This window comes from Mesorhizobium sp. NPDC059025, assembly GCF_042739655.1.
GTDB lineage: Bacteria > Pseudomonadota > Alphaproteobacteria > Rhizobiales > Rhizobiaceae > Mesorhizobium.
On record NZ_JBHYIM010000007.1, the window covers coordinates 287903 to 312666 of the forward strand.

19 protein-coding genes and 2 pseudogenes are annotated in these 24764 nt (G+C 60.8%); 10 read left to right on the forward strand and 11 right to left on the reverse strand.

The features are described from left to right. The first annotated feature begins 90 nt into the window (after nucleotides 1–90). Together ACFWYE_RS18980 and ACFWYE_RS18985 are read left to right on the forward strand one after the other, a co-directional pair. The gene (locus tag ACFWYE_RS18980; RefSeq protein ID WP_379113472.1) at nucleotides 91–5073 is read left to right on the forward strand and encodes a TIR domain-containing protein; all 4983 of its coding nucleotides are present in this window, start codon (nucleotides 91–93) and stop codon (nucleotides 5071–5073) included. Then, nucleotides 5070–6143: a DUF6531 domain-containing protein gene (locus ACFWYE_RS18985; RefSeq protein WP_379113473.1), complete on the forward strand. Its 1074-nt coding sequence runs from the start codon at nucleotides 5070–5072 to the stop codon at nucleotides 6141–6143. Before ACFWYE_RS18980 ends, ACFWYE_RS18985 begins: the two co-directional genes overlap by 4 nt. 243 nt (nucleotides 6144–6386) lie before the next feature. On the opposite strand, the gene ACFWYE_RS18990 is transcribed toward ACFWYE_RS18985, so the two are convergent. The 6 genes and pseudogenes from ACFWYE_RS18990 to alr form a co-directional block, all read right to left on the reverse strand. Beyond that, complete coding sequence (locus tag ACFWYE_RS18990; protein ID WP_379113475.1) at nucleotides 6387–6674, reverse strand: CopG family transcriptional regulator; 288 nt, start codon at nucleotides 6672–6674, stop codon at nucleotides 6387–6389. Nucleotides 6675–6726: 52 nt separating this feature from the next. After that, the gene (locus ACFWYE_RS18995; protein ID WP_379113609.1) at nucleotides 6727–7764 is read right to left on the reverse strand and encodes a SidA/IucD/PvdA family monooxygenase; all 1038 of its coding nucleotides are present in this window, start codon (nucleotides 7762–7764) and stop codon (nucleotides 6727–6729) included. Nucleotides 7765–7783: 19 nt separating this feature from the next. Then, nucleotides 7784–8122 (reverse strand): annotated as a pseudogene (locus ACFWYE_RS19000) (DUF2958 domain-containing protein); the annotation flags it as partial. Nucleotides 8123–8162: 40 nt separating this feature from the next. Then, nucleotides 8163–9125, reverse strand: a complete 963-nt coding sequence (locus ACFWYE_RS19005) for an ArdC family protein (protein ID WP_379113477.1) — start codon at nucleotides 9123–9125, stop codon at nucleotides 8163–8165. Nucleotides 9126–9544: 419 nt separating this feature from the next. Next, the gene (locus ACFWYE_RS19010) at nucleotides 9545–10429 is read right to left on the reverse strand and encodes a DMT family transporter (protein WP_379113479.1); all 885 of its coding nucleotides are present in this window, start codon (nucleotides 10427–10429) and stop codon (nucleotides 9545–9547) included. Between the two features lie 2 nt (nucleotides 10430–10431). Continuing rightward, nucleotides 10432–11640 carry an alanine racemase gene (gene alr / locus ACFWYE_RS19015; RefSeq protein ID WP_379113481.1) on the reverse strand — a complete coding sequence of 403 codons (1209 nt, stop codon included), beginning with the start codon at nucleotides 11638–11640 and terminating at the stop codon, nucleotides 10432–10434. A gap of 226 nt (nucleotides 11641–11866) precedes the next feature. Between alr and ACFWYE_RS19020 the strand changes: the two genes are divergently transcribed. Next, a complete protein-coding gene (locus ACFWYE_RS19020; RefSeq protein ID WP_379113483.1) occupies nucleotides 11867–13039 on the forward strand; it encodes a hypothetical protein in 1173 nt (390 codons plus the stop codon). Nucleotides 13040–13094: 55 nt separating this feature from the next. Here the strand turns inward: ACFWYE_RS19020 and ACFWYE_RS19025 are convergent. The 5 genes and pseudogenes from ACFWYE_RS19025 to ACFWYE_RS19045 all read right to left on the reverse strand — a co-directional run. After that, nucleotides 13095–14081: pseudogene (locus ACFWYE_RS19025) on the reverse strand (C45 family autoproteolytic acyltransferase/hydolase); the annotation flags it as partial. A gap of 6 nt (nucleotides 14082–14087) precedes the next feature. After that, nucleotides 14088–14810, reverse strand: a complete 723-nt coding sequence (locus ACFWYE_RS19030) for an amino acid ABC transporter permease (protein ID WP_379113485.1) — start codon at nucleotides 14808–14810, stop codon at nucleotides 14088–14090. Further along, nucleotides 14807–15448: an amino acid ABC transporter permease gene (locus ACFWYE_RS19035; protein ID WP_379113487.1), complete on the reverse strand. Its 642-nt coding sequence runs from the start codon at nucleotides 15446–15448 to the stop codon at nucleotides 14807–14809. The genes ACFWYE_RS19030 and ACFWYE_RS19035 overlap by 4 nt, the downstream gene beginning before the upstream one ends. 16 nt (nucleotides 15449–15464) lie before the next feature. After that, nucleotides 15465–16355 carry a substrate-binding periplasmic protein gene (locus ACFWYE_RS19040; RefSeq protein ID WP_379113489.1) on the reverse strand — a complete coding sequence of 297 codons (891 nt, stop codon included), beginning with the start codon at nucleotides 16353–16355 and terminating at the stop codon, nucleotides 15465–15467. Nucleotides 16356–16490: 135 nt separating this feature from the next. Then, nucleotides 16491–17312, reverse strand: a complete 822-nt coding sequence (locus ACFWYE_RS19045) for an IclR family transcriptional regulator (protein WP_379113491.1) — start codon at nucleotides 17310–17312, stop codon at nucleotides 16491–16493. Nucleotides 17313–17600: 288 nt separating this feature from the next. Between ACFWYE_RS19045 and aepX the strand changes: the two genes are divergently transcribed. From aepX to ACFWYE_RS19080, 7 genes are read left to right on the forward strand one after another with little or no spacing between them, the layout of a single operon-like run. Next, nucleotides 17601–18533: a phosphoenolpyruvate mutase gene (aepX, locus tag ACFWYE_RS19050; RefSeq protein ID WP_379113493.1), complete on the forward strand. Its 933-nt coding sequence runs from the start codon at nucleotides 17601–17603 to the stop codon at nucleotides 18531–18533. A gap of 52 nt (nucleotides 18534–18585) precedes the next feature. Continuing rightward, entirely contained in the window at nucleotides 18586–19797 is a 1212-nt protein-coding gene (locus tag ACFWYE_RS19055) for an aminotransferase class I/II-fold pyridoxal phosphate-dependent enzyme (protein WP_379113495.1), read from the forward strand. An 11-nt stretch (nucleotides 19798–19808) separates the two neighbouring features. Beyond that, a complete protein-coding gene (locus ACFWYE_RS19060) occupies nucleotides 19809–20606 on the forward strand; it encodes a phosphocholine cytidylyltransferase family protein (RefSeq protein ID WP_379113497.1) in 798 nt (265 codons plus the stop codon). A gap of 29 nt (nucleotides 20607–20635) precedes the next feature. Beyond that, nucleotides 20636–21241, forward strand: coding sequence for a CDP-alcohol phosphatidyltransferase family protein (locus ACFWYE_RS19065; RefSeq protein ID WP_379113499.1), 606 nt, complete (start codon nucleotides 20636–20638; stop codon nucleotides 21239–21241). Beyond that, nucleotides 21238–22794, forward strand: a complete 1557-nt coding sequence (locus tag ACFWYE_RS19070; protein WP_379113501.1) for a hypothetical protein — start codon at nucleotides 21238–21240, stop codon at nucleotides 22792–22794. The genes ACFWYE_RS19065 and ACFWYE_RS19070 overlap by 4 nt, the downstream gene beginning before the upstream one ends. After that, nucleotides 22791–23591 carry an SDR family NAD(P)-dependent oxidoreductase gene (locus tag ACFWYE_RS19075; RefSeq protein WP_379113503.1) on the forward strand — a complete coding sequence of 267 codons (801 nt, stop codon included), beginning with the start codon at nucleotides 22791–22793 and terminating at the stop codon, nucleotides 23589–23591. The genes ACFWYE_RS19070 and ACFWYE_RS19075 overlap by 4 nt, the downstream gene beginning before the upstream one ends. Before the next feature lie 31 nt (nucleotides 23592–23622). Continuing rightward, a complete protein-coding gene (locus ACFWYE_RS19080; RefSeq protein WP_379113504.1) occupies nucleotides 23623–24753 on the forward strand; it encodes an NAD(P)/FAD-dependent oxidoreductase in 1131 nt (376 codons plus the stop codon). The last annotated feature ends 11 nt before the right edge of the window (nucleotides 24754–24764 follow it).

Below are 24764 nucleotides of genomic sequence, written 5' to 3' on the forward strand. Positions count from 1 at the left end.
GATAGTGTTTGAGATTGCTACGTCCCCCATTGCTTGAAAAAGTTTTCGCAAATACTGTGGCCGTTATAGATGACGCAGGGCGTGTGGGGCTTGGCACGGATTTTCCTTAGTCATTCGAGCGCGGACAATTTTGCCGCCACCGCACTTCGCGACTTTCTGGTCGCCGAAGGCTGGGACGATCTGTTTCTCGATCTCGATCCTCAGCGCGGCATTGTTGCCGGCGAGCGATGGGAACGTGCGCTGAACCAAGCAGCCAACCGCTGCGAGACCGTATTGTTCCTGGTGTCGAGAGCCTGGCTTGCATCGCGCTGGTGCCTGAAGGAGTTCAATTTAGCCCTCAGGTTGAACAAGCGAATGTTCGGAGTGCTTATCGAGGATATCCCGACAGCCGATCTACCTCCCGATCTGACTGCCAGTTGGCAGGTGGTGCGGCTTGCCAGAGGCACCGACCACAGGATGTTTCGCGCTGTCTTGCCAGACGGTCGTGAGGGGCATGTCACCTTTTCGAAGGCCGGGCTTACCTCTTTAAGAAACGGGCTGGTGAAGGCCGGTCTTGACGCCAAGTTTTTTCCCTGGCCGCCCAAGGGTGACGACAATCGACCACCATGGCGCGGCATGAGACCAATGGAGGCTGAGGACGCCGGCATCTTCTTTGGTCGCGAAGCGCCTATCATCGAGGCTCTCGACCGCCTGCGTGGCCTTGCCGATGGAGCAGCACCGCGCTTCCTGACCATCCTTGGCGCATCGGGAGCCGGCAAATCTTCCTTCTTGCGTGCCGGCATCTTACCGCGGCTGGCCCGCGATGACCGCAGTTTCGTGCCGCTGCCTGTGGTGCGACCGGGCCAGGCTGCGATAACAGGGGAAACCGGTCTGCTCGCGGCGCTCGAAGACGCCTTCCTTTCCGCTGACGTGAAATTGAGCCGTGCGAAGGCAAGAGCGGCGACGACCGGAAATCCGGCGGCATTCGCGAAGCTGCTTACCGAACTTGCAGAGGCATCACGCCTTAAACTTGACAACGGACAGCGACCACCGCCCCCTGCCGTTGTGATTGCCATCGATCAAGGCGAGGAGCTCTTTCTGACTGAGGGGCGTGCCGAAGCCGATGCACTTCTTGCACTCCTTGCCTCTACGGTCGCGTTGTCGGCACCCCGCGTCATCCTGGTTGTGACTATCCGTTCCGACTCCTATGAACAGCTGCAACTTGCTCCAGCTCTTGAGGGACTGCGCCAAACTGCGATGTCGCTTCCTCCATTGCCGCAGGGAGCTTATCAGACAATCATCGAGGGTCCTGCTGCGCGACTCAAGGACACCAAGCGAGCACTGAAAATCGAACCTGCTCTGACGGCAGCACTCCTAACCGACGTAGAAGCGGGTGGAGGCAAGGATGCACTGCCGTTGCTCGCCTTTACACTGGAAAGACTCTACCTCGAACATGGCGGCGACGGCGATCTCCGGCTTGTCGAGTACCGTGATCTGGGCGGCATCCGTGGTTCGGTGGAGGCTGCGGTAGAACGCGCGCTTAATGCCTCCGACGGCGACCGGACTATACCGCAGGACCGCACCGCCAAACTTGCACTGCTCCGACGTGCGTTGATCCCCTGGCTGGCCGGCATTGACCCTGACACCGGCTCGCCGCGTCGACGAGTGGCACGCTTGTCAGAGATTCCGGAGGACGCGCGCCCGCTTATCCGCCACTTGGTCACGGAGCGGCTGCTATCGACTGAACAGGCCTTTGTATCTTCAGCCGACGACTCGGGTATCTCCAAGCTGGTTCGGCAAGGTGATATTACGATCGAGCCCGCTCATGAAGCGCTGCTGCGGCAATGGGACCTGCTGCGGAGTTGGTTGGAGGAGGATTTTGCCGCCCTTGTCGTTCTTGAAGGCGTCGCACGTGCCGCGCGGGACTGGGACACCAACGGGCGCAAGGGAGAATGGCTGGTTCATCAGGCGGGTCGGCTGGAAGATGCCGATCGCTTCGTGCGCGAAGCGCGGTTCGTCGGATTCTCAGGCGCCTTGGTCGAGGATTATCTCGCTACCGCTCGCACCGCAGACAATATCCGTCGCCATCGTGAACTGGAAGAAGCGCGACAGCTCGCACAGGCTCAAAAGTTAGCCGCTGAACGCCAGAAGCAGGTAGCTCGCAGAACGTTGATCGGTGCCATCGCAGCCAGTCTGCTCGCCACCGTTGCGGTCGGCGTCTTGATCTACGCACTTGGCCAATCCCGGGAAGCAACAAGGCAAGCCCAGATTGCCACAACCGAGCGCGACCGAGCTTTGGCCGAGCGCGATCGCACTGAGCTCGCCGAGCGGCAAGCGTCTGATAGGAACCTGGAACGGAGCATTGGTATCTCCGCAGCCGCAACAGAGAAGGTGGCGGAACTCGCTAAGGTAAACTCTCTCGACGACGTGAAGCTGAGCCAAGCGTTGTCGGCGGTAATTCTCAGTACCGCGAGCGCGATTGAAATGAGCGGGGAGATCAATGGTCAGATCAAGTCGCTTCTCTCCACGATCGCTGACGTCAAATCCCGTTCCGATTTGTCTGCTGGGCCTATCGGGCTGGCCGTGGGAGATATCGAGTTCGTGGTCACCACCCAAGCCCATGAACTGGGGACGACCCTTGTCATTTCGAACCCTTTGAAAGGCACTTCAGTCTCGACGCTGCTATCGACAAAACCGATTGCGATAGGCATCGATCGGATCAAGAAAACAGTAATACTAATTAGCTCCGATCGGTTGGAGCGTTGGCTAGCCGTTGATGGTCAGCTCATGTCGGTTGACGCAATCGACGCAAGCCGTTTCCCTTTCTCGACGAGCAAAGATCTTAAGATCGTCGGCTCGGCCGGCAGCGTTTTTGCGCTATCGGCTGGTCAGGTATGGCGCATTCAAGACGATCTGCCGGAGAAGGTGTCTACTGCTTTCGGCATCACAATAGCCGACATCGCTTCCGACGATCGGGGCGGCATTGTCGCCACCACGGAGTTTGGGCAAATCCTTCGGGGTAGCCAACGGCTGGAACTCGTTTCCGAACAGACCAGCGTCGCCCGCCAAATTGGCGAGCGCCCACGCATCCGCTATAATCCAAATTTCGATATCGCATCCCTTTCAACTGAAAAGGAGTGGCGTGATGTATGGCTCAGCTACAACATAGCATATCCATCGATCGACCGTGCTGAATGTAAAGAACAGCGCTCAAACTCCCGCCAACAATATTGCGCCGATGTGGACGAGTGGCTGCCGGCGCTCTCGGGAGATGTTCCATGGATCGGTATCGTGGCCAGAGGTTCAACACCACCGGTGTTTCGCGGCTCACGATGGCCCGTGGAACTCCTTACAGCCTGCCATCGCCTTCGGTGGTTGAATGACGGAACCATCTTTGAAGCGGGCGAAGCGCTGAACCGTTGTGCCACTCTCGAACCGACGATCGCAGAGAGTATATCGAGCGGCCAGTCCAACGAAACTGCCAGGACAATCATCACCGGCCTGTTGAACAGCTCGGATGCAATCAAGAGTATCGACACGGCCCCAGCTTTCTCTCCATTGATATCGAAATTGCCTGAGGGCACGATCCCGGAAGCACGCCTTGGTTATGAACGCGAATTTGGCCTCGACGGAAGGCCCGCAAACGCAGACGAAGCGCGGAACGCGTATGAAACGGCTGCGGCCAAAGGCGACACATTCGCAATGTATCGGTTGGCGATAACAATCGAAGATACGGAACCGCAACGCGCAGTTTCGCTATACCGACGCGCAATCGAACTCGGTTCGGGGTACGCACTCAACGCCTATACGATCTATCTCGAAAAGTGGTCAGCGCCTCCACAACAGATAGCTGACAACTACCGCGAGGCAATGAAGTTGGGAGACAATCTGCGAGCGCCGCGCAATCTGGCTGTGTGGTTGGCCAGCCATTCGGGTTTGTCACGGGGCAAGGAGGAAACAGAGGAGAACCTTTATCGCCTTGCCGCCAAAAGCGGCAATCCGTTTGCGGCAGCCGATCTCGCCGAACTGCTCGACACTAACTTGGCAAAACCCTCTTTCGAAGGTGAGGCCAGCGCCCTGTGGGATTTCGCTTCACCTTACGAGCCCAAAGCCGCAATGGTGGTGGCCCAACGGCTTGAACGGGAAGAGCAGGCCCTTGCCGGTGACACTTCCGCCGACAGTAATGCAAAACGCGACGAGAAGCGTCGCACGAGCCTGCAGCTTCTACGCATGGCCGCTCGCGAAGGACAGCCAGAAGCCTTCAACCGCCTGGCGGAGCGCGCGCTTTTGGAGAATGGGGATGCTGGTGAGGCTGATGCAACGTTGCTGTCTGTCCGTGCGCTGCAGGGGGGCGTATACGCCGCCGCGATGCGAATAGCCTACATCCTGGAGCGCCGGAGCGCCCCGAAAGAAGTCGTGCAGCGCTGGGGAGCGCTGGCCGGGCTGAGCAATCGCCCTCCCACCAGCCTCCCACTCACCTACGATGGACCGCAGCGCGATTTACGCCAGCGCCTGCTTTCGAGCCAACCCAATCCGCAGGCAACAATCCATCGCATGCGCGGCGAAATGGGAAGGATTACCCGAGCGTTCTCGCAAGATAAGCAAATCGATATTGAATATGATCATGTGGGCCGCGTCGCCAGCGCCCGTTTCCTGCCAGCGCCGGGCAACGCCATTGTTTATTCAGTCATCCGAGACGAAAGCCAACGCTCGGCCCGTCTCGTCCGCGACGGAAAGACTGTCGCTACGATGAATTATGACAGAGAACGCTTCCCAACAAATATCGTCACCGATGTTGGCACACTCCGTGTGGAGGTACTCAAAGAAAAGCCTATCAGCAGGGATATCCTGGTTACGATCGGTGAGAACAAACTCAAGTTTGAGCTCTCAGGCGGACCGACCAATGCTGTCCTGAGCCCGATTGTTGACGGCAAAACGGATCGCGACGTTCGCGATAGAACGTTGGAAGTTCTGAAGGCCTTGCAGAAGACACTGGAGCCCCTGGCGTCCGAGCCGCTGTTTGAGGATCTCCTGCTACAACCCGAAGCGACGACCTTCGTCGAGACACTTAGCAAAACGTTGGAGACACAATGATTGTGCGCAACGCATTCGCCTCGGTCGTAAGAATAGTGTTGGTTGCCGTAGCGCTCATCTTCTCCCCGCCGAAAGCCGGGAATGCCATGGTGGATACGAGAAACGCTAATTATTATGAGTCTTGGACCGATGTGACGGAAAAGCTGGGGGTGGATGTCGTACGCACATACAACAGCCGGTCACTTTTCGACGGCATGTTCGGATTTGGCTGGTGCTCGGATTTTGAGACCTCGGTCTATCTGAATGATCAAGGTTCATACCAACTGTCATTCTGCGGAGCTGGATTGAGCGTAGAGTTCGCGCCGCGTCAATTAGGCGAAGCTCGAGGTCGTGTGCAGACTGCCGAAGACGGCAGTACCCTGGAGATTGAAAATCAGCAGTTTTTATATCGAAGCGCCGACGGCAAGAAAACGTTCCACTTTGATCGGATGGGCCAACTTTCAGCGATCGAAACGCCTGGATTTGGCACAGTGCGCATTGTCCGACGCTACGGCATGATAGCCGAAGTCTTCGACTGGGAGGGCCGTGTCTATCGGTTCTCAACAAACTCGGCACGCAAGGTGGTGCGGATCCGAACACCAGACGGCCTGCAAATAGAATACCTCCATAATCAAAATGGAGAGCTGACTTCAGTTAAGAACGTCTGGAACAATGTTTACACATACTCCTATAATGATCTCAAAAACCTCGTACGCGCGACTTGGCCCGACGCTACCTTCATCGAGATCGAATACAATAGGGAGAAGGATTGGGTCATCGGTTTCGTCGACCGCGACCAGTGCAAGGAGACGTACGAATACAAGAAGGGTCCGCGGGCTGGGGTAATCTACTGGAGTTCCATGGTAAAACGGTGCAAGGAAAAGCTCGTCGCGGAAGGTCTTGATGAATTCGTTTTTACGGGAGATTCCTCACTGGAGCCCGAACGATTGTGGAAGTTGAGGGAAAGTGCGGGACTAACGGGTCCTGGCGGAGTGCATTTTAAGGAAACGATCTATCCTAAAATCGGCCCGCCAACTGTTAGGCAAGAGACGCGGGATAGCCTGCACACACCACTTTTGATCCAGCAGTGAATTCCGCCTTGAACTCCTTTCGCATGTGTACGGCACAGAGCTTATGAACTCGTAGCCCTGGTTAGGGCCAATGCGGCACTTCATTGCCACGAAGATCTTGAGTACGAACGAAGCTTCCCCATCGCCACGACTTGCCGCACCGCCGAAAGCAGTCGAAGCAGCGCATAGACCTGCGCCCTGCCTATGTTTTACACTGCCTCAATAGGTGGCTGGATGCCCGCCGCCCGCCAGCTCGAATCGGCCCTAGGCTGCTGCCGAAGCCTTTTTGCTTGCCGGCTTTGCTGACACTTTCGCCTTTCCTACAACAGTGGCCTTGGGTGAGACTGGCTGGACGCCCTTCTTTTCGCTCTTCACTTCAACAAAATAGCTTAGCGGATCCTTCCGCTTCTCGTTGAGGCCAGTCAGAATGAGGTCGCGAATGAGCTCACCCTTGCTGCGAGCACCACGGAGCGCAGCCGACTTGAGCGCCTGATCGAGGTCCTTCGGAAGATAAATCGTCCGAAGCACCATATTTTCGGTGGTATCTGCCATCGTAGCCTCCTTCATGTATACATATGTACAGGTGCTGCGCGATATTTCAAGCCTACGCCGCATCACAATAGGGTTGCAAAATCCGATCTGCTGTCGCGCCAAGCACCATCAGCGAACCGAAACCCGGACCGAGCTCATCCGCCAGGTTCGGCACATGGATCCTCGGCCAGCCGTCGAGCGGCAGTGACAGGTCTGCGCGCATACCACCCACCAACGCCTCTCTGTTTACCGGCACGACCTCGCCACGCAACTCCTCCGGCAGCATCGCCTCGAATGCCCAAGGGTCGAACCCGGTTGCATCCACTACGAGGCCAGCAGTTATTACAAATGTTCCCTTTTGGTTGTTATATTCAACTTCGAGATCCTTCAGTCCCCGTTCGGGTGTGGTTGCGTGCCGAATATCTCTGGCGACGCCCGGCACGAGCGTGAGGTTTCTCGCATCGCTCAGCAATTGCGTCACCGTCTCCCACACAACGCCTCGGTTCAGTCGCCGGGTGAAATCCCGTCGGTCATTGGGCTTCAAAGCCAGCCAGGTTTCCTCGTCGTCGAACAGGGTGTTTTCGAAGAAATTCGTGGTGCGTGTGAACAGCATAGCCTGATTGTTCAGGAGCACGATCGGTTGATCATGAAGACCTTGGCGAATGAACCAGGCGGTGATCGCAGCGGCGGTGCCCCCGCCCCCTATGATGACGACCGGATTGTCTTTCAACCCCTGGATCACCTTGCGCACGCGGGCGAGGTGGCTCCAGAAATCGACCCCTGACAGTACGCGCGAATCTCTGACCTGCCGCGGTTTTTTCGACGCCGGTCCCGGCCCCGTGAAAACGACACCATGAAAATCGGCGATCTCGAGCTCGTTCTTGGTCGCGGCATCGATCTGTCGGAGCTTCCATGTCGCACCGTCACGGATGAGCTTCGTCACACGACCAATTGCCGGCTCTGACCTTGTGCGTTTGAAGACAAAATCCAGATAGGCTGCGAAGTCGGCATGAGTCGGTGGGCGCCTTCCGCGATTGACCCAGTCCGCGTAACGAGGTGCCAGATTCTCCTGACTGACAAGATAGGCGTTCCACGAAAAGCGCTCCTGCATAAGTGCCACGACTTCGCTTCCGCTCGGCCTCGGTGATATGGCCGGCGATGCGCGCGGCCTCGGCATAGACAGACAATGGAAAGTGCGGCGCGAAGCAAAGATCGCGCTCGATGCCGAGACCAAGCGGACCCTTCACAGTTTCGAGTTCGGCAAGGCTGACGCTGCCGAGCTCGGGAAAGCCGAAACCGAGATCGCAAAGCCCGAACAGCGTGTCACCGTCCGCATCGAGTTCGGTCAAAAGCCAAGTCGCGGCCCCGACCGGATTGAAGAGTTTCACCACCGGGACATGGTTGGTTTCGGTTCCGGCTGCGCCATTGGCGAGCAGCCGCGCACGCAGTTCGTCAGTGATCAGGATCATGGGAAGCTCCCTTGGTGTCTGTCGAGTGTGCGGTTCCGCGCTAGCCAGCGATGCCCGCGCGGGCATCGCTGGCCGCGCCATCCTTGAAGGCGAGCAGGAAATCGGCGGCTTTCGAGGCGAGGCTGGCCGAGCGAAAAATCGCGCGGTCGTCCTCGCGCAGTACCGAGAGCCATGAGCCGATGTAATCGGCATGGCGCACCGTAGGCACGACGCCGAGCGCCGAGCAGGCAAAGGCCGCAGCGATCTCGGCGGTCAGTTCTTCGCGGGCATAGGTTTTGGAGCCGAACGCCCCGCTGAGATCACGGGCAAGACGCGTTGCATGCCCGGTCCAGTGTGCGAGTTCATGAAAGCAGGTTCGGTAGTAGTTTATCTGTTCGAAAAAGGCAGGCTGCGGCGGCACCTGAATGTAGTCGCTGGCGGGCATGTAGAAGGCGCTATCCCCGCCAATGCGGATATCCGCGCCGGACGCCCGGAGCAGGGCTTCGGCATGCGGCACAATTTCACGCTCGGGCAACGGCTGGGCGTCGCTGCAAATGTGGCCCGGCAAGCCGTCGCACTGCGCCACATTGAAGACGGTGAACCGCTTCAGATAGGGGATTGCCTGTGGCTCTGTGCCCTCGGCCTTGGCGCGCTCCTTCTCGTCCTTCGAAATGAAACGATCCGCGCGCACGATGGTGGTGCCTTGCTCGCCCTTCCTGACCGAGCCGCCAAGCGCCAACGCCTGCCGGAAGGTCAGCCAGTTCTGGCTGGGATACGCGTGCTCAGTGACCGCGCTCCACAGGATCAGGATGTTGATCCCGGAATAAACGCGCCCGGTGTCGGCATTCTTCGGCAGGCCGATGGCTGCCTTTGCCCTGCCCCAAGGTTTCACCCAAGGCACGCAGCCGCGTTCGAGATCGGCAATGATGCGGTCCGTGATTTCCGAATAAAGGCTGGCTCTCGCCCGCCGGTCGCCTCTTGCACCGCCCTCGCCTCGGGCTGAACGCTTGCCGGTTCCGCGCATGATCTGATCTCCGCTCGCAATCTCGCTGCGCCCTCCCCGGAAGCGGGGTGGGCGGCGAAAACGACCGGAAGGACCCGCCGTCAGAGGCGGCCGGCATCCGAAGGACCGCAACGAAGTGGAGGACCCGTAGCGGCAGGCGAAGGGTTGCGGGCTGCCGCGGCGGGGCTAGAAGGGAGAGCCGGCCACACCGTGCCACCGGGGGGCCTGAACAAGGCAACTTCGCCACCTTCAGGTGGCGGCCGCTACAGCTGTCTGCGCCGAGGGACGAAGCCGCCTGAGACCATCAAACGGAAACCCGGACCATCTTTCCGCAAAGACGATAGCGGACTCAGGCATGGCTGATTTGGGGGAGTCGCCGGCCACCCGGAATTTGCCATCGTGGCCCACGCAATGCGCGTACAGCAAGAACGCCAACGTCTTCAATTGGAGAGATAGGAACTCGCGGGCTTTCGATCGACGCAGAGCAGGAAAGCCAGAACCGAGACGAATATGATCGATCCGCCGATGATGGTGGACCGTGCCGGCACCTCATGGAAAGCGAGCCAGACCCAGATCGGTGCGATCGGGGTCTCCACCGCGCCGATGAGCGCGGCATCGCGCGCGGGCAGATAGCGCAGGCTTAGACCGAAGGTGAGGAAGCCGAGTGTCATCTGCACGAGGCCGAATGAAGCAAGCCAGCCCAGGTCCTTCGCAGCGACGGTGAGGGGATCTGAAAACGGCAACACGGCCACCGCGCACAGGATGTTGGAAAGAAGCAAGGTCTCGGCCACCGGGAACCGGTCGTTCTGCCTCATGGCTATCGCCATGAGAGCCATCAGAAGGGTCATGGCCAACGCGAGGAGGTCGCCGGTAAAACCGCCTCCCGACAGAGCGGAAGCCCCCACCGTCAAGACGGCGCCCGCAACGGCGGCAACCCCGGCGAGCAGCGCGACCGACGGCGGCCTGTGTCCGAGCAATGCCCATGAAAGGGCTGCGACGATCAGCGGCGCGCCGGCATGAATGACCGCGACATTGGCGACCGTCGTGTTCCGCAACGCGAATATGAAGGCGACCATTGCCGTCGATGACATGCCAGCAACCAGCCACGCCGCGGGCGTGAGCCTGCCGACGATGCTGCCCGGCGTGCCTCGAAGCACCAGCGTCAGGAACATCAGCACAAAAACGGCACTGAAGGTGCTGCGCCAGAAAAGCAGCGTCCAGCTGTCGACGGCGATCAAGCGCGAGAACAATCCTCCCGTGCTCCAGAACACCGCCGCAAGCATGGCCAGGGCCACACCTGCATTTCGATCGCTGATGGAGAACATGGCTAGACGCCCCCGCGCACTGCGGGGTCGCCGGTTGAATGGTAGAGTCCCGACGTTTCCGGCGGAGGCCGATGGCGCCATACGATGAGTTCGGCTTCCCCGCTGACGTCCTGCCGATGGCGCTTCAGACACCCTGAACCCAGACGCATAACGATCTCCTGGGCATTGACACCGATCTCGGCGGCAAGGTCGCCGACGTCAAATTCGTCATGCAGAAACTGCGCCCAGGCACCGGGAGCACAGAGCTCAGGCGGCACGTCCGTCACGTCGACCGTAACGTATTCCATCGAGATGCGTCCCACCACGGGAGCGGAATGCGCGCCGAAGCGGACAGAGATCCTGCCAGCACAGGCCCAAGGCAGACCCTGGGCATAGCCGATGCCGACGATGGCGATCCGGCTGTTGCGACGGGCGCGGAATGTCGCTCCATAGCCGACGGCTTCATGTGCAAAAACCTCGCGAACGGCAAGGACCCGGGCACGCAAGCTAAGGACGGGACGAAGCGGATTGGGACGGACACCGGCATTGTTGATGCCGAACAGCGCCGACCCGATACGGGCAAGTTCGAAGTGGAACGAGGTGTCGAGCCACGCACCGGCGGATGCGACCAGGCTGCTGCTCACAGGGCGGACAGATCCGCGGAAGGCTTCAAATCGTTGCTTCTGCATTTCGTTCATCGTGTCCGATGAATGGTCGCTGCAGGCCAGATGACTGATCAGGATGCGTGGCGGGTGCTCGAGAAACCATCCCTTGCTGGAAAAATCCGAAACCTCCGCAGACGATAGGCCGAGGCGCGAGAAGCCCGTGTCGACATTGAGCAGGTAGGGATCGGTCGCCGCTGTCCGGAAATGGAAATCCAACTCCTCCGGCGTGTTGATCACCGGCAGGATGTCTTCCATCCGGTAAATTCGCCTGAAGCGGTCATAGTCGTCATGGAAGACCGCGATCCTTGCGAAGGGACAGACGGCGCGCAGCTTCAAGGCTTCTTCCAGATTGGCAACAAAAAAGGATGTGCAGCCCCCATCCCACAACGTTCTGGCAACCGGCTCCAGGCCAAGTCCGTAGGCATCGCTCTTGACCACCGCCGCGGCGATGACATCGGGGCCGAGGAGACCGGCCATCGTCCTGTAGTTGGCTCGCACCGCCTCCAGATCGATTTCCAGGACAGCACTGTCCGATGGGAAATAGCGTGCAACATTGGCGGCTTGCATCAGTCCCAGCGCTCCATCTTGCCCCCACAACGGAAACGTGCCGACAGGTAGCGTCGAGGTTATGCGGCTCTGATGACACGCATTTTTCAGATGAGTGACAGCCATCGGATTATGAGATGGATCGATCTCAAAGGTGGCAGATACCAACCGCCTTAAAAGGAGCTGTCACATTGCACTGCCATTATCCCTCGCGTTGAACCAACCACCAACTCTGAGGCGGGCGTACATGGCTCTCGAAATGGGCGACCATCCAACCAGGATTTTGATACTCGGCTGTGGCGTGCTTGGCGGCGGCGTGCTTGACTTTCTGAGCCAGAGCGGCCGTGATTACGACATCCACATAGCGGCCCGCGATCATCAAAAAGTATCGCTGCGCGCGAACCTGGCGCGCTACACGGCAGCCAATCTCGGTCACCACGCCAGCATCCAGGTCGCAGCCGTCGACCTGATGGATGTCGAGGGCACGGCCGCCTATCTCGCAGCAGTTCAGCCGGACATCATCTTCAACGCAACGACGCTGCATTCATGGTGGGTGATCACTCAGCTACCGCAAGCCGCCTTCCAGCGCCTGGACCAGGCGCGTGGCGGTGTCTGGGCCGCCATGCATCTGGTCCTGGTGCGCCGCCTGATGCAGGCTGTCCGCCTGGCCGGCGTGCAAGCAAGAGTCGTCAACGCGTCCTATCCCGACGTCACCAACGCAGCGCTGGCGGCCGAAAACGCCGCCCCCCTCATCGGCATCGGCAACATTGCCAACGCCGTCCCGGGAATCCAGCTTGCGGCGGCGCATCTGCTCGGCTGCGACGTCAGGCGCATCACTGTTCGCTTCTTTGCCCATCATTTCCTGAGCTACCGCATGCCAAGCATAGGCGGGACGGATGGTGCGCCATATCACCTGAGTTTCTATCTGGACGGCGAGCCCCTGCCGGCCGATGCAATCGATCATGGCACGGTGTTCGCCACTGTCGCCGGACGCTTCCGCCGCGTGAAGGGACTGGCCGGGCAGTCGGTAACCGCTTCTTCGGCGACCGCCGTGCTGCGGACCCTGGCCGACGGCGTCGACCGCGTCGTGCACGCTCCAGGTCCCCTGGGCCTCGTCGGTGGTTATCCCGTCAGGATCTCACCAAATGGAATATCCATCGACCTACCGGAAGAATTGTCGATCGACCAGGCTGTGGCCATCAACCGCGCTTGCCAGAAATTCGACGGCATCGAGTCCGTCGACGCGGATGGCACCATCCGTTTCATGGCGGATTCGGCAGCGATCATCCGCGAAGAAATCGGCTTCGACTGCCCAGCCGTGCGTCTAGACGACTGCGAGGAGACCGCGAATGAACTTGCGGCAAGGTTTGCTGAATATCGGCACGCACAGCTGGCGAAATCTGATCTGACTGCCGCCTGACCGCGCCGTTTGGCGCAAGGCTGTGCGCAACGAACGCACCGACGCGGGGAAGGCCGAGACAGACATGCATCACGCCGGCGGTGGGATCGCAGACGATGGAACACGCGGTCTTGGTTGCTTCCTCGCGTGAATAGCTCTTCGCAACGGCATTGGGAGCTCCCGCCCGGTTGCGCAGGGCATCGATGGCGTCGGCAACGGAATTGAGGGACCCGGCTGAACCTGCAAGCGAGGCATATCTCCCATAAGTTGATGGGTAGATCTGCTGCAGCAGGGCGCGGTTTTCGACAGTCTTCGTCTGGCCGAGCAGCGCGTGATTGGTGTGGAACAGTGACTCGACGCCACCGAGGTCATTGACGCCGGCAGCCGGTGACACCTCGACCCCGGCGATCCGGCCGGACGCGTCGCCGAGCAGGTAACTGCGTCCACTCATGTGCGGCAATCGCTGCATGAGCCGCAACGCGCCCGGTATGTCTGGCTCGGACAGGATCATGCGGCGCACCACCTGGCTGGGCAGGCCTGCCATCGCTGTGTCGAGCATCAGATCATTGGTCACCAAGCAGAGCCCGTGGCCATTCTGGCCGACCCAGCCCAGCGTGCCCCTTGAAGCCACCGTCGCCAGCCGAAATCCGTCCGGGTCCGTGTGCACGAAAAGCACCAGCCCGGATTTCGCGCCGCGCGGCGCGTCCCAGTTCTGGCCGACAACCGCACCGCGATCGCCCCTGAAGGCGAGCGCGCTGCAGCCGGTTGGCGCCGGCTCTCCGAAAAACTCGAAGCCGATGTTGAGAAAGACATCCTCGGCAGCGCAATGCGCGCCGTCGGCGATTCCCTCGATCTCCGCGGCTATGGCAGGCGCAACCGAATTCAGGATCCGCCAAGACGCCTCCGCCGCGCGTCGCGCCCTGACAAGGTTGCGCGCAGGACCAGACCTTGCAAGCCGATTGAGGTCGGCGACGATTTCGCGCTCGAAAGCGCTCCCATGCTGCAAGCCGCGCTCGTAGGGGGCGCCTCGCAGGATCATGACCGGAACAGCGGTCCGCGCCATGGTCCCTCACCTCACCGATTGCGCCAGGCGTGCGAGTTGTCCGGGCGCCCGCAAGCGTTGTGGTTGCGGCCTGCGCCGGCTGGTCGCCCGCCGCTCGACCGCGCGTGCCAGCAGCGACACCGGCCAGCCGAGCGCAAGGTAGAAAAGGCCGGCGAGCAGGAAGACATGCAGCGGCATGAAGCTTTCGGACATGATCGCCCGCGAAGTCAATGTCAGCTCGTTGACACCAATAAGGGCGCAGACCGAACTGTCCTTGAGCACGGAGATCGAGGCAACAAGCAGTGGTCCGGACATATGGCGCACAGCCTGAGGAATGGCGACCAGCCGCAGGCTGAGGAGACGTGAAAGACCGAGGGCGCGCGCGGCTTCCAATTGCCCCTGCTCCACGGCCTGCATGCCGGCGCGCAGCACCTCGGCCAGATAGGCGCCGTGCACAAGGACAAGGCCAAGCGTGCCCGCCAGGAAAGGTGACAGCGTCAAGCCGAAGCCGGGCAGGACGAAGTAGAGCACGTATAGAACGATTAGCAGCGGTATGGCGCGCAAGATCCAGACATACGCATTAACGAGATCGTGCAGCCTTCCGTTGCGCGATGTCCTCAAGGTTTCCAGGCCAAGGCCGAGCAAGAACGCGCCGGAGAAGCCTGCCGCGGTCAACAGCAGCGTGAGCGACGCAGCCTCGAAAAGGCGCGGGCCCCAGTCCAGAAAATACAAGGCAATGCCGTCCATCATTGGCTCGCCACCTGTTCAAAGCGATTCGTCAGGCAAAACAGTGTGAAAGCGACACCGAGATAGATGCACGCCGCCAGCCCGTAGATCAGTCCCGTCTCGAAAGTGCGGTTCACCAACGCGCGCGCCTGGAACATGAGCTCCGGGGCAGCGATTGCCGCGGCCAGCGTGGTGTCCTTGACGAGGGCGAGCGCATAGTTGCCGAGTGGTGGCAGGCTTATTCGCCAGGAATTGGGGACGATCACCAGCCGGAAGGCCAGGAGGCGGGAAAGACCCAGCGCAAGCGCCGGCTCGCTCTGTTTTACCGCCACAGACCGGAACGCGGTGGCAAAAACCTCCACGAGCATCGCCGACCCGATGATGCCCAGCCCCACCGTGGCCGCCGGCGCCGGCGGGAGCCGGATCCCGATGTGCGCCAGGCCGAAATACACCAGAAGCAGCCAGATCAGGCTGGGCATGGTGCGCAGGATACCGGCATAGATCGCGATGAGCGTGTCGACGAGACGGGATCGAAGCAGGAAACTGGCGGCAGCCAGAGAAAAGCCGAGTGCAATCGCCAGGACAAGCGCGCCCAAGGCGATGGTGACGGTGATCCTTGCACCATCCAGCAGGATCAACAGGACAATGCCGAGGTCGATCACCGCCCACACCCTCCCGCTATTGCCGACAACGCGGTGCGGCCCAGTCGGCCGGCCTGTCGACGCCGGCGCGGAAATTGTCCGCCGAGGGTACGAAGTTCGTGTTGCTCAACAGGCCATAGTGCCTGCCGATCAGCCTGACTTTACAATCCGACCATAGCAGCCGGATCTCGCGGCTCAAGTCATCGGCGAGCGCCTGATTGTTCCTGGAGAGACCAAAGACATATTGCCTGCCGGTGCTCGTCAACAAGGGGAAGTCGGGATTGTTGTCGATGAAGGGGACCGTGTGCAGCTTCCAGCCCGGATTGCGCGAAATCGCGTAGTCAATGGCCGGTGGATCACCGATCATCGCGTCAATCCTGCCGATGACAAGGTCACGCATTGCTGCATCCGGCGTGTCGTAGAGCATAAGCTGCAGGCCGGGCAGCCGGCGCAGTTCGACCAGGAAGCCAAAGCCGATCATCGAGCCGACCTTCTTGTTCTCAAGATCCGCCAGGCTGTTCCAGTTCTGCCCAATCTTCTGGGTGATGCCGTTCTGGAAGTAGGCAGTGGGATCGGTCATGATCAGCACGTCGGCCCGCTGCCGCGTCCAGGCGACGTTGCCGCCGATGATGTCTACCTGTCCGGACTGGGTTGCGGCGATCGCGCCGGACCATTCCATCGGAACCGGCCTTATCTTGAGGCCAAGCCGCGTCGCCGCCATCTGGAGGATTTCACCGTCGTAACCCGACAGCTTGCCATCGAGCGCGACAAGACCCGGCATGTCGCCAGTAATGGCTACACTCAGCGTTCCGGGCTCGCTCAACTGGTATCGTTCCGATGCAAGGGCGGCTTTCGAAAGCAGCACGGCCATCAGTACGCAGAGCGCGATACCCAGGCAGGTTCCAGTTGCACGCCGATCGCAAACCATCTGCCCCAACACTCCATACGAAAGGGGAATCCAGCCTACCGATATCCGCAATATGAGTGAACTCTAAACCTTGCCGGCTTACTTGTAAACGTGCGCGAAAGGTCACGAATTGCGACATCGCCGGGCTTCGTGTGTTCACCTGGCCGGGCGTTGCCGGAACATGATCTCCAGCGGATTGACCTGCTCTTCGAGCAGTTGCACTTCCCGTCTGACCAGTGGAAGCAACTGCTCGAACCGTTCCTGGGATAGCCTTGCGCTGGTCATATTCACGGCAATCGCCACACCGCTCGGCCTTTGCCCGGGACTGATCGCGACGGCGAACGCCGAGATTCCGGCCACCAGGTCTCCCCTGTCGAGGGCGTATCCTTCCTGGCGTATTGCCGGCAGCAGGCTGCGGACGCGGCCTGCTGTCAGACCATGATGCTGCGGATAGAGCGGCGAGTTCGCCTCGATAATGGCGTCAGCCTCAGGCGGCGGCAATGAGGCCAGGATCGCCAAGCTGGCCGAACCGACGCCAAGCGGTATCTGCCCGCCTATTCCGCCGGTAAGGCTGTCGATCATATAGCTGCCCTGGTGGCGATCCACGCAGATCGCGCTGACACCCGAGCGCGCCATCAGGAAGACGGTGTCGCCGGTGGCCGCGCCGATGCGCGTCAACGCTGGCTGTGCCAGCGTGCGCAGGCCGGATTCGTCGGCAGCGTGGACACCCAGTACGAAAAGGCCCAGTCCGAGCCGGTAGCGCTTGGTGAGGCTGTCGCGATCGATCAGGCGATGACGCTCCAAGGCCACGGCAATCCGATGCGCGGTCGGTTGCTTGAGGCCCAGCCCGTCACTGATGTCGGCAATGCTGGCGCCGCCCGACCCTGCCGCCTGACCGACGAAATTCAGAACCGCGACCGCGCGGTCCAAGAGTTGCGTCCCGCTCACCATCTCCGTCTCTTTGACTGTCTTTGGCATCAGCAGCGTGTATCTCAGAACCCGGTGGTCTCCCAAATGCCCGATACGGTCCAGCTTGACAAGTCTGTGCCAGTTTGTCCATAGCCGGCTAAAAATTGCATCCACAATCCGGGTATTTTTCCAATTGACAACCATAATATGGTGTGACTAACGTATGACAGTTCGGTGACGCTCAAGCAAATTGCGGCGCTTCCCCAGTCGGTCGGCCCGTGACAAGGCCGGCAGAAACGCCTCATGCTCGAGCTGTCAGTACGAACGGCAATGCACCTCATCTGGGAGCGAGCAGCGATGTCGCACGTTGGAGAATCCGGCCTTTCAACCACAGTCGTTTCGGCAGCAGCCAGGCCAAGCCTGCGCGGAATAATCCAGGCCAACACACTCGGTTTCATCATGGAAGCGCATGACGCGCTTTCGGCAACCATCGCGGAACGCGCAGGCTTCAAAGGTCTATGGGCGTCCGGCCTGTCGATTGCTTCAAGCCTCGGTTATCGCGATGCCAATGAAGCATCCTGGACGCAGCTCGTCGAAGTCGTCGAGCGGATGGCCGATGCAGCATCAATACCTATCCTGGTCGATGGAGACAGCGGCTTCGGCAATTTCAACAATGCCCGTCTTGCCGCCAAGAAGCTCTTCCAGCATGGAGCAGCCGGTGTCTGCCTCGAGGACAAAGGCTTCCCCAAGATGAACTCCTTCGTCGGTGACCGCCACCCGCTGGCGGAGATCAGCGAATTCTGCGGACGGCTGCGCGCCGTGAAGGATACCCTCGGTTCCGAGGACTTCGTGCTGATCGCGCGTGTCGAGGCGCTGATCGCGGGTTACGACCAGCAGGAGGCACTGACGCGTGCGCATGCCTATGCGGACGCTGGCGCCGACGCGATCCTCATCCATTCCCGCAAGTCGGATGCCAGCGAGATTCTGGCCTTCGCCAGGGAATGGAGCAATCGACTGCCCCTGGTGATCGTCCCGACCAAATACTACCGCACGCCCGTTGACGAGTACCGTGCGGCCAAGATCTCGACGGTGATCTGGGCCAACCACAACATGCGCGCGGCCGTATCGGCCATGCGCCAGGTCTGCGAACGCATCCTTCGCGAAGGAACGATCGCCGGCATCGAAAACGAGGTCGCCACGCTGGACGATGTGTTCGACCTGCTCAACTACCGCGAACTGGCGGAAGCCGAGACGCGCTACCTACCTTCGGTCGCGGTTGCGGCCGAGTAGAGCGAACCAGTCCCGCCCACCACCTGTCACAACAACATCATGAGGGCCGACAATGTTGGCACAGCGTACGAGGCTTTTTGCGTCGTCGGGAACGGCTGCCGCCCGCGCAGCCGCCAAGGCGGCATCCGATGCCGGCAAGGAGGTCATCGACCTCACCGCCGGAGAAATATGGTCCGATCTGGCGCCGAGCGTCCGCGAGGGTGCGCTCGCTGCCATTGAACGCGGAGAGAACCGCTACACCGACACCGTCGGGCTTCGCGAACTGCGTGAAGCGCTCGCCGCAAAGGTCGCCCGCGAAACCGGGCAGGTCTGGCATGCCGAAGAGATTGCCGTTACCAGTGGCGCGAAACAGGCGCTGTTCAATACAGCGATGGTCCTGCTGGACCCGGACGACGAAGTCATCATCCCAAGCCCATATTGGACGACCTTCCCGGCACAGGTCCTGATTGCCGGCGGCCGGCCGGTGCATGTCGACACGCGCAACAACGGCTATATTCCAAGGGCCGAGGATATCGAAGGCGCCATCACGCCGAAGACCCGCGCGATCGTGGTCAACACGCCCAGCAATCCAACGGGCGTCGTTTACGATCAGAGCACTTTGAAGCAGATCGCCGATCTGGCGGTCCGCCACGATCTCTGGATCATTTTTGATGAATGCTACGGCGCATTCGCGCATGCGCCCCACGCCCATCATCCAATTGTCTCGCTCGTGCCGGAGGTGCGCTTGCGCACCATCATCATCAATGCGTTTTCCAAGACGCTTGCTTTGACGGGCTGGCGAATTGGCTACCTGGCCGCTCCAAAAAGCGTGATCGACGCCGTCAAGGCACTCCAGTCCCATACGACATCGAATCCGAATGTGATCGCCCAGCACGCCGTCCTGGAACACCTGCGACGCGGCGACGGCAGCTATGAAAGACATCTCTCCCGGCAATTGACCCAGGCCCGGCTGCTCGGACTGGACATCCTGTCGCGCCAGACGATTGCCCCGCCGCCCAAGGCACAGGGCGGGTTCTACTTCTATCTCGATCTCCGGGAGCTCGCTGACGGTGGCGTAATTTCAACCGCCCCACGAACCGCGGACGATGCCGTCAATGCTCTCCTCGCCCAGGCCGGAGTGGCAGGGGTGTCTGGCAGTGCCTTCGGAGACCCGATGGGGCTGCGTCTCTCTTACGGAATTGACCACGACAAGCTGGCGCTCGGGCTGGAGAGGCTCGTCGGAGCCTTCGACTCGTGGACCAGAGCAACTCGCAACGTAGCTTAAGGAAAGCTGTCATGTTCAGGACTGAAGTACCCCAAAGCGCTGTTATCCTCGCTGCAGGTATGGGTTCGCGGCTGCGACCCTTGACCGACTTCCGGCCGAAACCCCTGGTCGAGGTCCTTGGCGTCTCTATCATCCATAACGCCCTGCGCCATCTAGGCGCGATGGGGGTCAGATCAGCCACCATCGTCGTCGGCTACCGGAAGGATGCGATCGAATACGCCTGCGGCGACAGGTTTGCGGGCGTCGACATCGATTATGTCGAGTCCACCGTCTACGACCGCACCGGCAGCGCCTATTCGCTCTGGCTGGCGCGTCATACCCTGCTGAGCGGTGACATTTTCCTGCTTGAAGGAGATGTCTTCTTTGAGCGGCAGGCTTTGGTCTCGCTGATGGCCTCCGGCGCCGGTGACGTGGCCGCGGTCGCACCCTTCACCGAAGAAATGGAAGGCTCAGCCGTCGTTCTTGGCCCCGCCGGGACAATTGCGGAAGTCCGCATGAAGCAGACCGCGGCAAATCTGAGCGAGGCAGGCGCCCCTCGCCTGTTCAAGACCCTCAATCTGTTCCGGTTCTCGCGCGCAACCCTGTCGACGGTCATCGTGCCTGCCCTCGACGATCTCATCGGCACCGGCGCCGGCACGACCTACACAGAGCAGGTGCTGGCGCAGCTGATCGGTCGCGGCCTGAAGATCGCGGCGGCGCGCTGCGACACCGTCAAATGGTACGAGATCGACAACCAGGCCGATCTGCGCATGGCGGAAAACCTCTTCGCCGCGCCACCTGAAGTCGCGCTCTTGTCACAGGCTGTTTGACCCCCAGCCGGGGCTGAGGAGTAACGCACATGCTTCGTCAACTTGCCGATCCTGCAAACGCCATCACCGGGGCAGGTCTCGCCTTGTCCGTTGTCGGCATCAGCTTCACACTTGCCGGCCATCCGGAAGCGGGTGTCGCAGTCACGCTCTGGGCCTTGCTGGCCGATCATCTGGACGGCGTGGTTGCCAAGCGTACTTTGGGGCGGGCACCCGAGACGGGAGAGGTTGGAAAAAACCTTGATTCCCTGGCAGACCTGGTGAGCGCAGGGATCTTTCCAGCTGTCACCTTGATCGTCGTGGGACAAGGATCGCTCCTCTCGATTCTTGCTGCAGCGACCCTGGTTTTGGCTAGCGCTCTGCGGCTGAGCTACTTCAACGTGTTCGGTTCTCCCGGCGGGCGCTTCATCGGCGTACCGACGACCTATGCGGTTCCTCTGACAGCGGTTCTCTTCCTGCTTCGCCCGGTGATTGCCGAGCAAATCTTTTCATCACTGTTTGCCGCTGCACTTGTCGTGCTGGCTTTGCTCCACATCGCGCCTTTGAGCGTCCCCAAAACACAAGGTGCGATGTACGCCGTCGTGACCGCCTTTTGCGTCGCCTCATCGTTGCTGCTTGCTTCGAGGACACTGGGATGAATTCGTATTCGACACTCAAGCAGGCATCGGTCGACGCTTCGTCTCAAGGCGCTGTCTTCCGGGCACTGGGCGTGGAGCCTGTCGTCCAATGCGCGGGGGTGCGCACTATCTACGGTGCCAGCAACCCCTCGGATGAAGTTGTCGCGGCCATGAACGCGGCAGCCGGTGCATTCGTGGACATGGATGAGCTGGCCGAGGGCGCGGGCCAGCGGCTGGCCGAGTTGACCGGCGCCGAATGGGGTGTGGTGACGGCAGGGACTGCCGCAAGCCTGGCGCTTGCAACGGCCGCCTGCATAGCCGGAAACAATCCCGAGCTCATGCTGCAGCTGCCCGACACGTCCGGACTGCGCAACAAGGTCCTGATCCCCGCCGATCAGCGTTTCGCGTATGAGCAGGCCATGCGCATCGCCGGCGGCGAGATCGTCGGCGTTGCGACCTATGAAGAGCTGGACAGGGCAATCGGCGAGGCTGCAATGATCTGCCTGGTTGGTCGCCTTGATGGGTCGACCACACTCCCTCTCCAGTCCATCTTGCCGCTTGCAAAGGCACATGATGTGCCGATCCTCGTCGATGCGGCCGGTCTTTCTCCCGGCAAGCCTGATCGTTGGATCGATACCGGAGCTGACCTGGTCGTTTATGCCGGCGGCAAATATCTGCGCGCGCCGCAATCGACGGCGATCGTCATCGGGAAAAAGGCCCTCTGCCAGGCGATGTGGTGGAATGGTGCACCGCATCAGGCTTTCGGCCGGTCAATGAAGGTCGGAAAGGAGGAAATGGTTGGTGCGGTCGTCGCCATCGACCGTTGGATCAATCATCGATCTGCCCGGGAAGAGCGAAGCCAGTGGGTGCCGCGCCTGGAGCGGATCCGTTCCCATCTGTCCGCCATCCCCGGTGTTTCGACCGAGATCAAAACCTGGCCAGGCTCGGTGACCGCAACCCGGCTCAAGGTTTCATGGGATTTCGACCACATCGGCTTTGACAGCGAGGAATTGCGGCTTGCGCTGCTGAGACAGCGACCGCGCATCCTCATCCACGACTTCTGGTCGACGAGGACCTCCACGATCCTGGACCCAATCAACCTGTCCGACAGCGAAGCCGAAATCGTCGGCGCCGCTCTGGCTGCCGCTTTTGCCGATCCCGCCAGTATCGCCCCTCCAAAGCCGGAGGTCATCCCAGAAGTGGACGTGTCGGGTGTCTGGCATGTCGACATCGGGTTTCTTCGTGGAACGGCCAGACACAGCCTGCGGCTTCGGCAGGTTGGCCGTTCAGTGGTTGGCACGCATCACACGGAGAACCGGACCGGCGTCGTCAGCGGCGAAGTTCATGGACGCTTCCTGAGCCTGGAAGCGGCGCATGAGCAGGTTCCGATCTGGCTATTCTATGGCTTTGAGGGCGAACTGACCGAGGGCGGGTCTTTCGTAGGAAGGCTCAAGTTGGGCGGCACCGCCAAAGAACATCTCGGGCCGGTGTTCAAGGGACAGTATGGCGACGCGACCTGGCGCGCACGACGGGCGGACGCCAATCCGGCAGCACCAAAGGAGGAAGGATCATGACGGTTCACCAACCCGAGTTGCGGGCCGAAACCGCATTCGATCTGAAGGGCAAGGTCGCGCTCGTGGTCGGCGGCTATGGCGCGATTGGAACCAGCATCGCGCAAGCTCTGGCGGTTGCCGGCGCGACCAGCATCGTGGCCGGACGTGACGGCGAGCGCGCCGATATGCTTGCAGGCAGGCTCCGCAAAAAGGGCTGGGCCGCCGAGGGCATCGGTCTCGATGCCTGCGACACTGCAGACATTCGCAAGCAGGTGGCGCTTGTGGCTCAGTTGCATGGATCGGTCGACATTCTCGTCAACTGCCTGGGTTTCAACAAGGAGCAGAAGCTGCTCGAGGTAACGGAAGACACCTTCGACGAGGTCTATTCCAGGACGCTTCGGCCAGCGATGTTTCTGTCGCAGGCGGTCGCCGCCCGGCAGGTGGCCAGTCGCCGGGGCGGCAGTCACATCCACCTGCTTTCGGTGCGCTCGGCGCTCGGCTTCCGGGGCCGGGGATACAGCGCCTTCTGCGCAGCCAAAGGGGGGCTGGCTACCCTGTTGAAACAGCAGGCGACCGAACTTGCGCAGCACGGCATCACCGTAAACGGCGTCGCGCCCGGTGCCGTCCGCACGCACAAGAACGACAAGGCCCTGGAAGATCCCGAAACATTTCGCCGGGCGGTGGCGGACATACCCATCGGTCGCCTGGCAACACCGGAAGATGTCGCCGGGGCCGTGCATTTTCTGGCCTCGCGGCAAGCGCGGTTCGTGACCGGACAGATCCTCTACGTGGATGGCGGACTGACAGCCAGCGCGTGAGAAGGTGAGCTTCTTTTCTTGGAGAAGGCCGATGAAAATTGCTGTTGTCGGAGCAGGAATTGTAGGCGCCTCCATCGCCTACCATCTGGCGAAGCAAGGAGCGAAGGTTTCGATCTTCGATCCCCTTCCTCCGGGAAGCGCCGTTTCCGGATCGTCTTTTGCCTGTCTCAACGCTTTTGGCCGATCCGGCGAGGACCTCGCCTTTCGCTTGCAGGCCATCCGTTACCATCGCGCGCTGGCAAGCGAGATTGGGTCGGAACACCTCCTGCACTTATGCGGCACATTGCGTATGGCATCGGCGGGCGATCCCGCAGCCAAACTCGCCAGGGACGCTGCTTCCTTCGCATCGGCCGGGGGTGAAGTCCGTTCCGTGACCGCCAAGGAGATGATCGATCTCGAGCCCCGGATCCATGCCCGCTTCGCCAGCGAACGATTCTCCGTCGCAGAAGAAGGCTGGGTCGATGCAGGCGCCTTGTGCAGGCTGCTTGTGAAGACCGCCGTTGAACGTTTCGGCGCGCAATTTCGCAGCGCACGCGTAGCGGGGATCCAGGCGTCAGACCGATGGGTGAGGTTGAGTTGGCAATCGGACTTCGAAACCTTCGATCGGGTCGTGCTTGCGGCAGGCAATGACACCAACTCACTGCTCAAGCTGGCCGGTCTACGGGAACTGCCGGTCAAGACTCTGCCTGGCCCGCTCCTCGTGCTCACCACGCAAGACACAACTGTGATCAGGCACGTCGTCTATGCGGACGGATTCCATATCCGGCCTGGTAGGGGCGGATATATGGCTGGAGTGTCAGCGCTACCGGGTGAACTTGAACACTTCAAACGCCTTGAAGAGGAACGCCTGGACCTGTTGGCGGCCGGCGCGCGCTGGCTCGACGGTTTCCTCCAAGTTCCGAGACACTGGACGACCTGCCCGCGGCCCATGCCCGCCAGCGATCATCCAATCGTAGGGCCACGAGAGGAATGCGCCGCGATCTCCGTGGCTGCCATGCATGGGGGTGTCACGCTTGCCCCATTGATCGGGAAGCTTGCGGCATCTGAGATTGCCGTGGCGCTGGGCGGGCCCCGGAGCATCGGAAGAGCGCCAACACATTCCCCGCATCTGTTGAGCGAACGCGAACAGCTGCCCTCAGCCTGGCAGGCTGCAAGCGCTTGAACCCCAAAGGA

What these genes read in the sequence shown, in the direction of transcription:
- ACFWYE_RS19030 (WP_379113485.1), bottom strand. Translation starts at nt 14,810, where the DNA reads ATGATGGACGGCATTGCCTTGTATTTTCTGGACTGGGGCCCGCGCCTT.
- ACFWYE_RS19045 (WP_379113491.1), bottom strand. Translation starts at nt 17,312, where the DNA reads ATGCCAAAGACAGTCAAAGAGACGGAGATGGTGAGCGGGACGCAACTC.
- ACFWYE_RS19005 (WP_379113477.1), bottom strand. Translation starts at nt 9,125, where the DNA reads ATGCGCGGAACCGGCAAGCGTTCAGCCCGAGGCGAGGGCGGTGCAAGA.
- ACFWYE_RS19070 (WP_379113501.1), top strand. Translation starts at nt 21,238, where the DNA reads ATGAATTCGTATTCGACACTCAAGCAGGCATCGGTCGACGCTTCGTCT.
- ACFWYE_RS19060 (WP_379113497.1), top strand. Translation starts at nt 19,809, where the DNA reads ATGTTCAGGACTGAAGTACCCCAAAGCGCTGTTATCCTCGCTGCAGGT.
- alr (WP_379113481.1), bottom strand. Translation starts at nt 11,640, where the DNA reads ATGCAAGCCGCCAATGTTGCACGCTATTTCCCATCGGACAGTGCTGTC.
- ACFWYE_RS19010 (WP_379113479.1), bottom strand. Translation starts at nt 10,429, where the DNA reads ATGTTCTCCATCAGCGATCGAAATGCAGGTGTGGCCCTGGCCATGCTT.
- ACFWYE_RS19040 (WP_379113489.1), bottom strand. Translation starts at nt 16,355, where the DNA reads ATGGTTTGCGATCGGCGTGCAACTGGAACCTGCCTGGGTATCGCGCTC.
- ACFWYE_RS19055 (WP_379113495.1), top strand. Translation starts at nt 18,586, where the DNA reads ATGTTGGCACAGCGTACGAGGCTTTTTGCGTCGTCGGGAACGGCTGCC.
- aepX (WP_379113493.1), top strand. Translation starts at nt 17,601, where the DNA reads ATGTCGCACGTTGGAGAATCCGGCCTTTCAACCACAGTCGTTTCGGCA.
- ACFWYE_RS19080 (WP_379113504.1), top strand. Translation starts at nt 23,623, where the DNA reads ATGAAAATTGCTGTTGTCGGAGCAGGAATTGTAGGCGCCTCCATCGCC.
- ACFWYE_RS19075 (WP_379113503.1), top strand. Translation starts at nt 22,791, where the DNA reads ATGACGGTTCACCAACCCGAGTTGCGGGCCGAAACCGCATTCGATCTG.
- ACFWYE_RS19020 (WP_379113483.1), top strand. Translation starts at nt 11,867, where the DNA reads ATGGCTCTCGAAATGGGCGACCATCCAACCAGGATTTTGATACTCGGC.
- ACFWYE_RS19065 (WP_379113499.1), top strand. Translation starts at nt 20,636, where the DNA reads ATGCTTCGTCAACTTGCCGATCCTGCAAACGCCATCACCGGGGCAGGT.
- ACFWYE_RS18995 (WP_379113609.1), bottom strand. Translation starts at nt 7,764, where the DNA reads ATGCAGGAGCGCTTTTCGTGGAACGCCTATCTTGTCAGTCAGGAGAAT.
- ACFWYE_RS18990 (WP_379113475.1), bottom strand. Translation starts at nt 6,674, where the DNA reads ATGGCAGATACCACCGAAAATATGGTGCTTCGGACGATTTATCTTCCG.
- ACFWYE_RS18985 (WP_379113473.1), top strand. Translation starts at nt 5,070, where the DNA reads ATGATTGTGCGCAACGCATTCGCCTCGGTCGTAAGAATAGTGTTGGTT.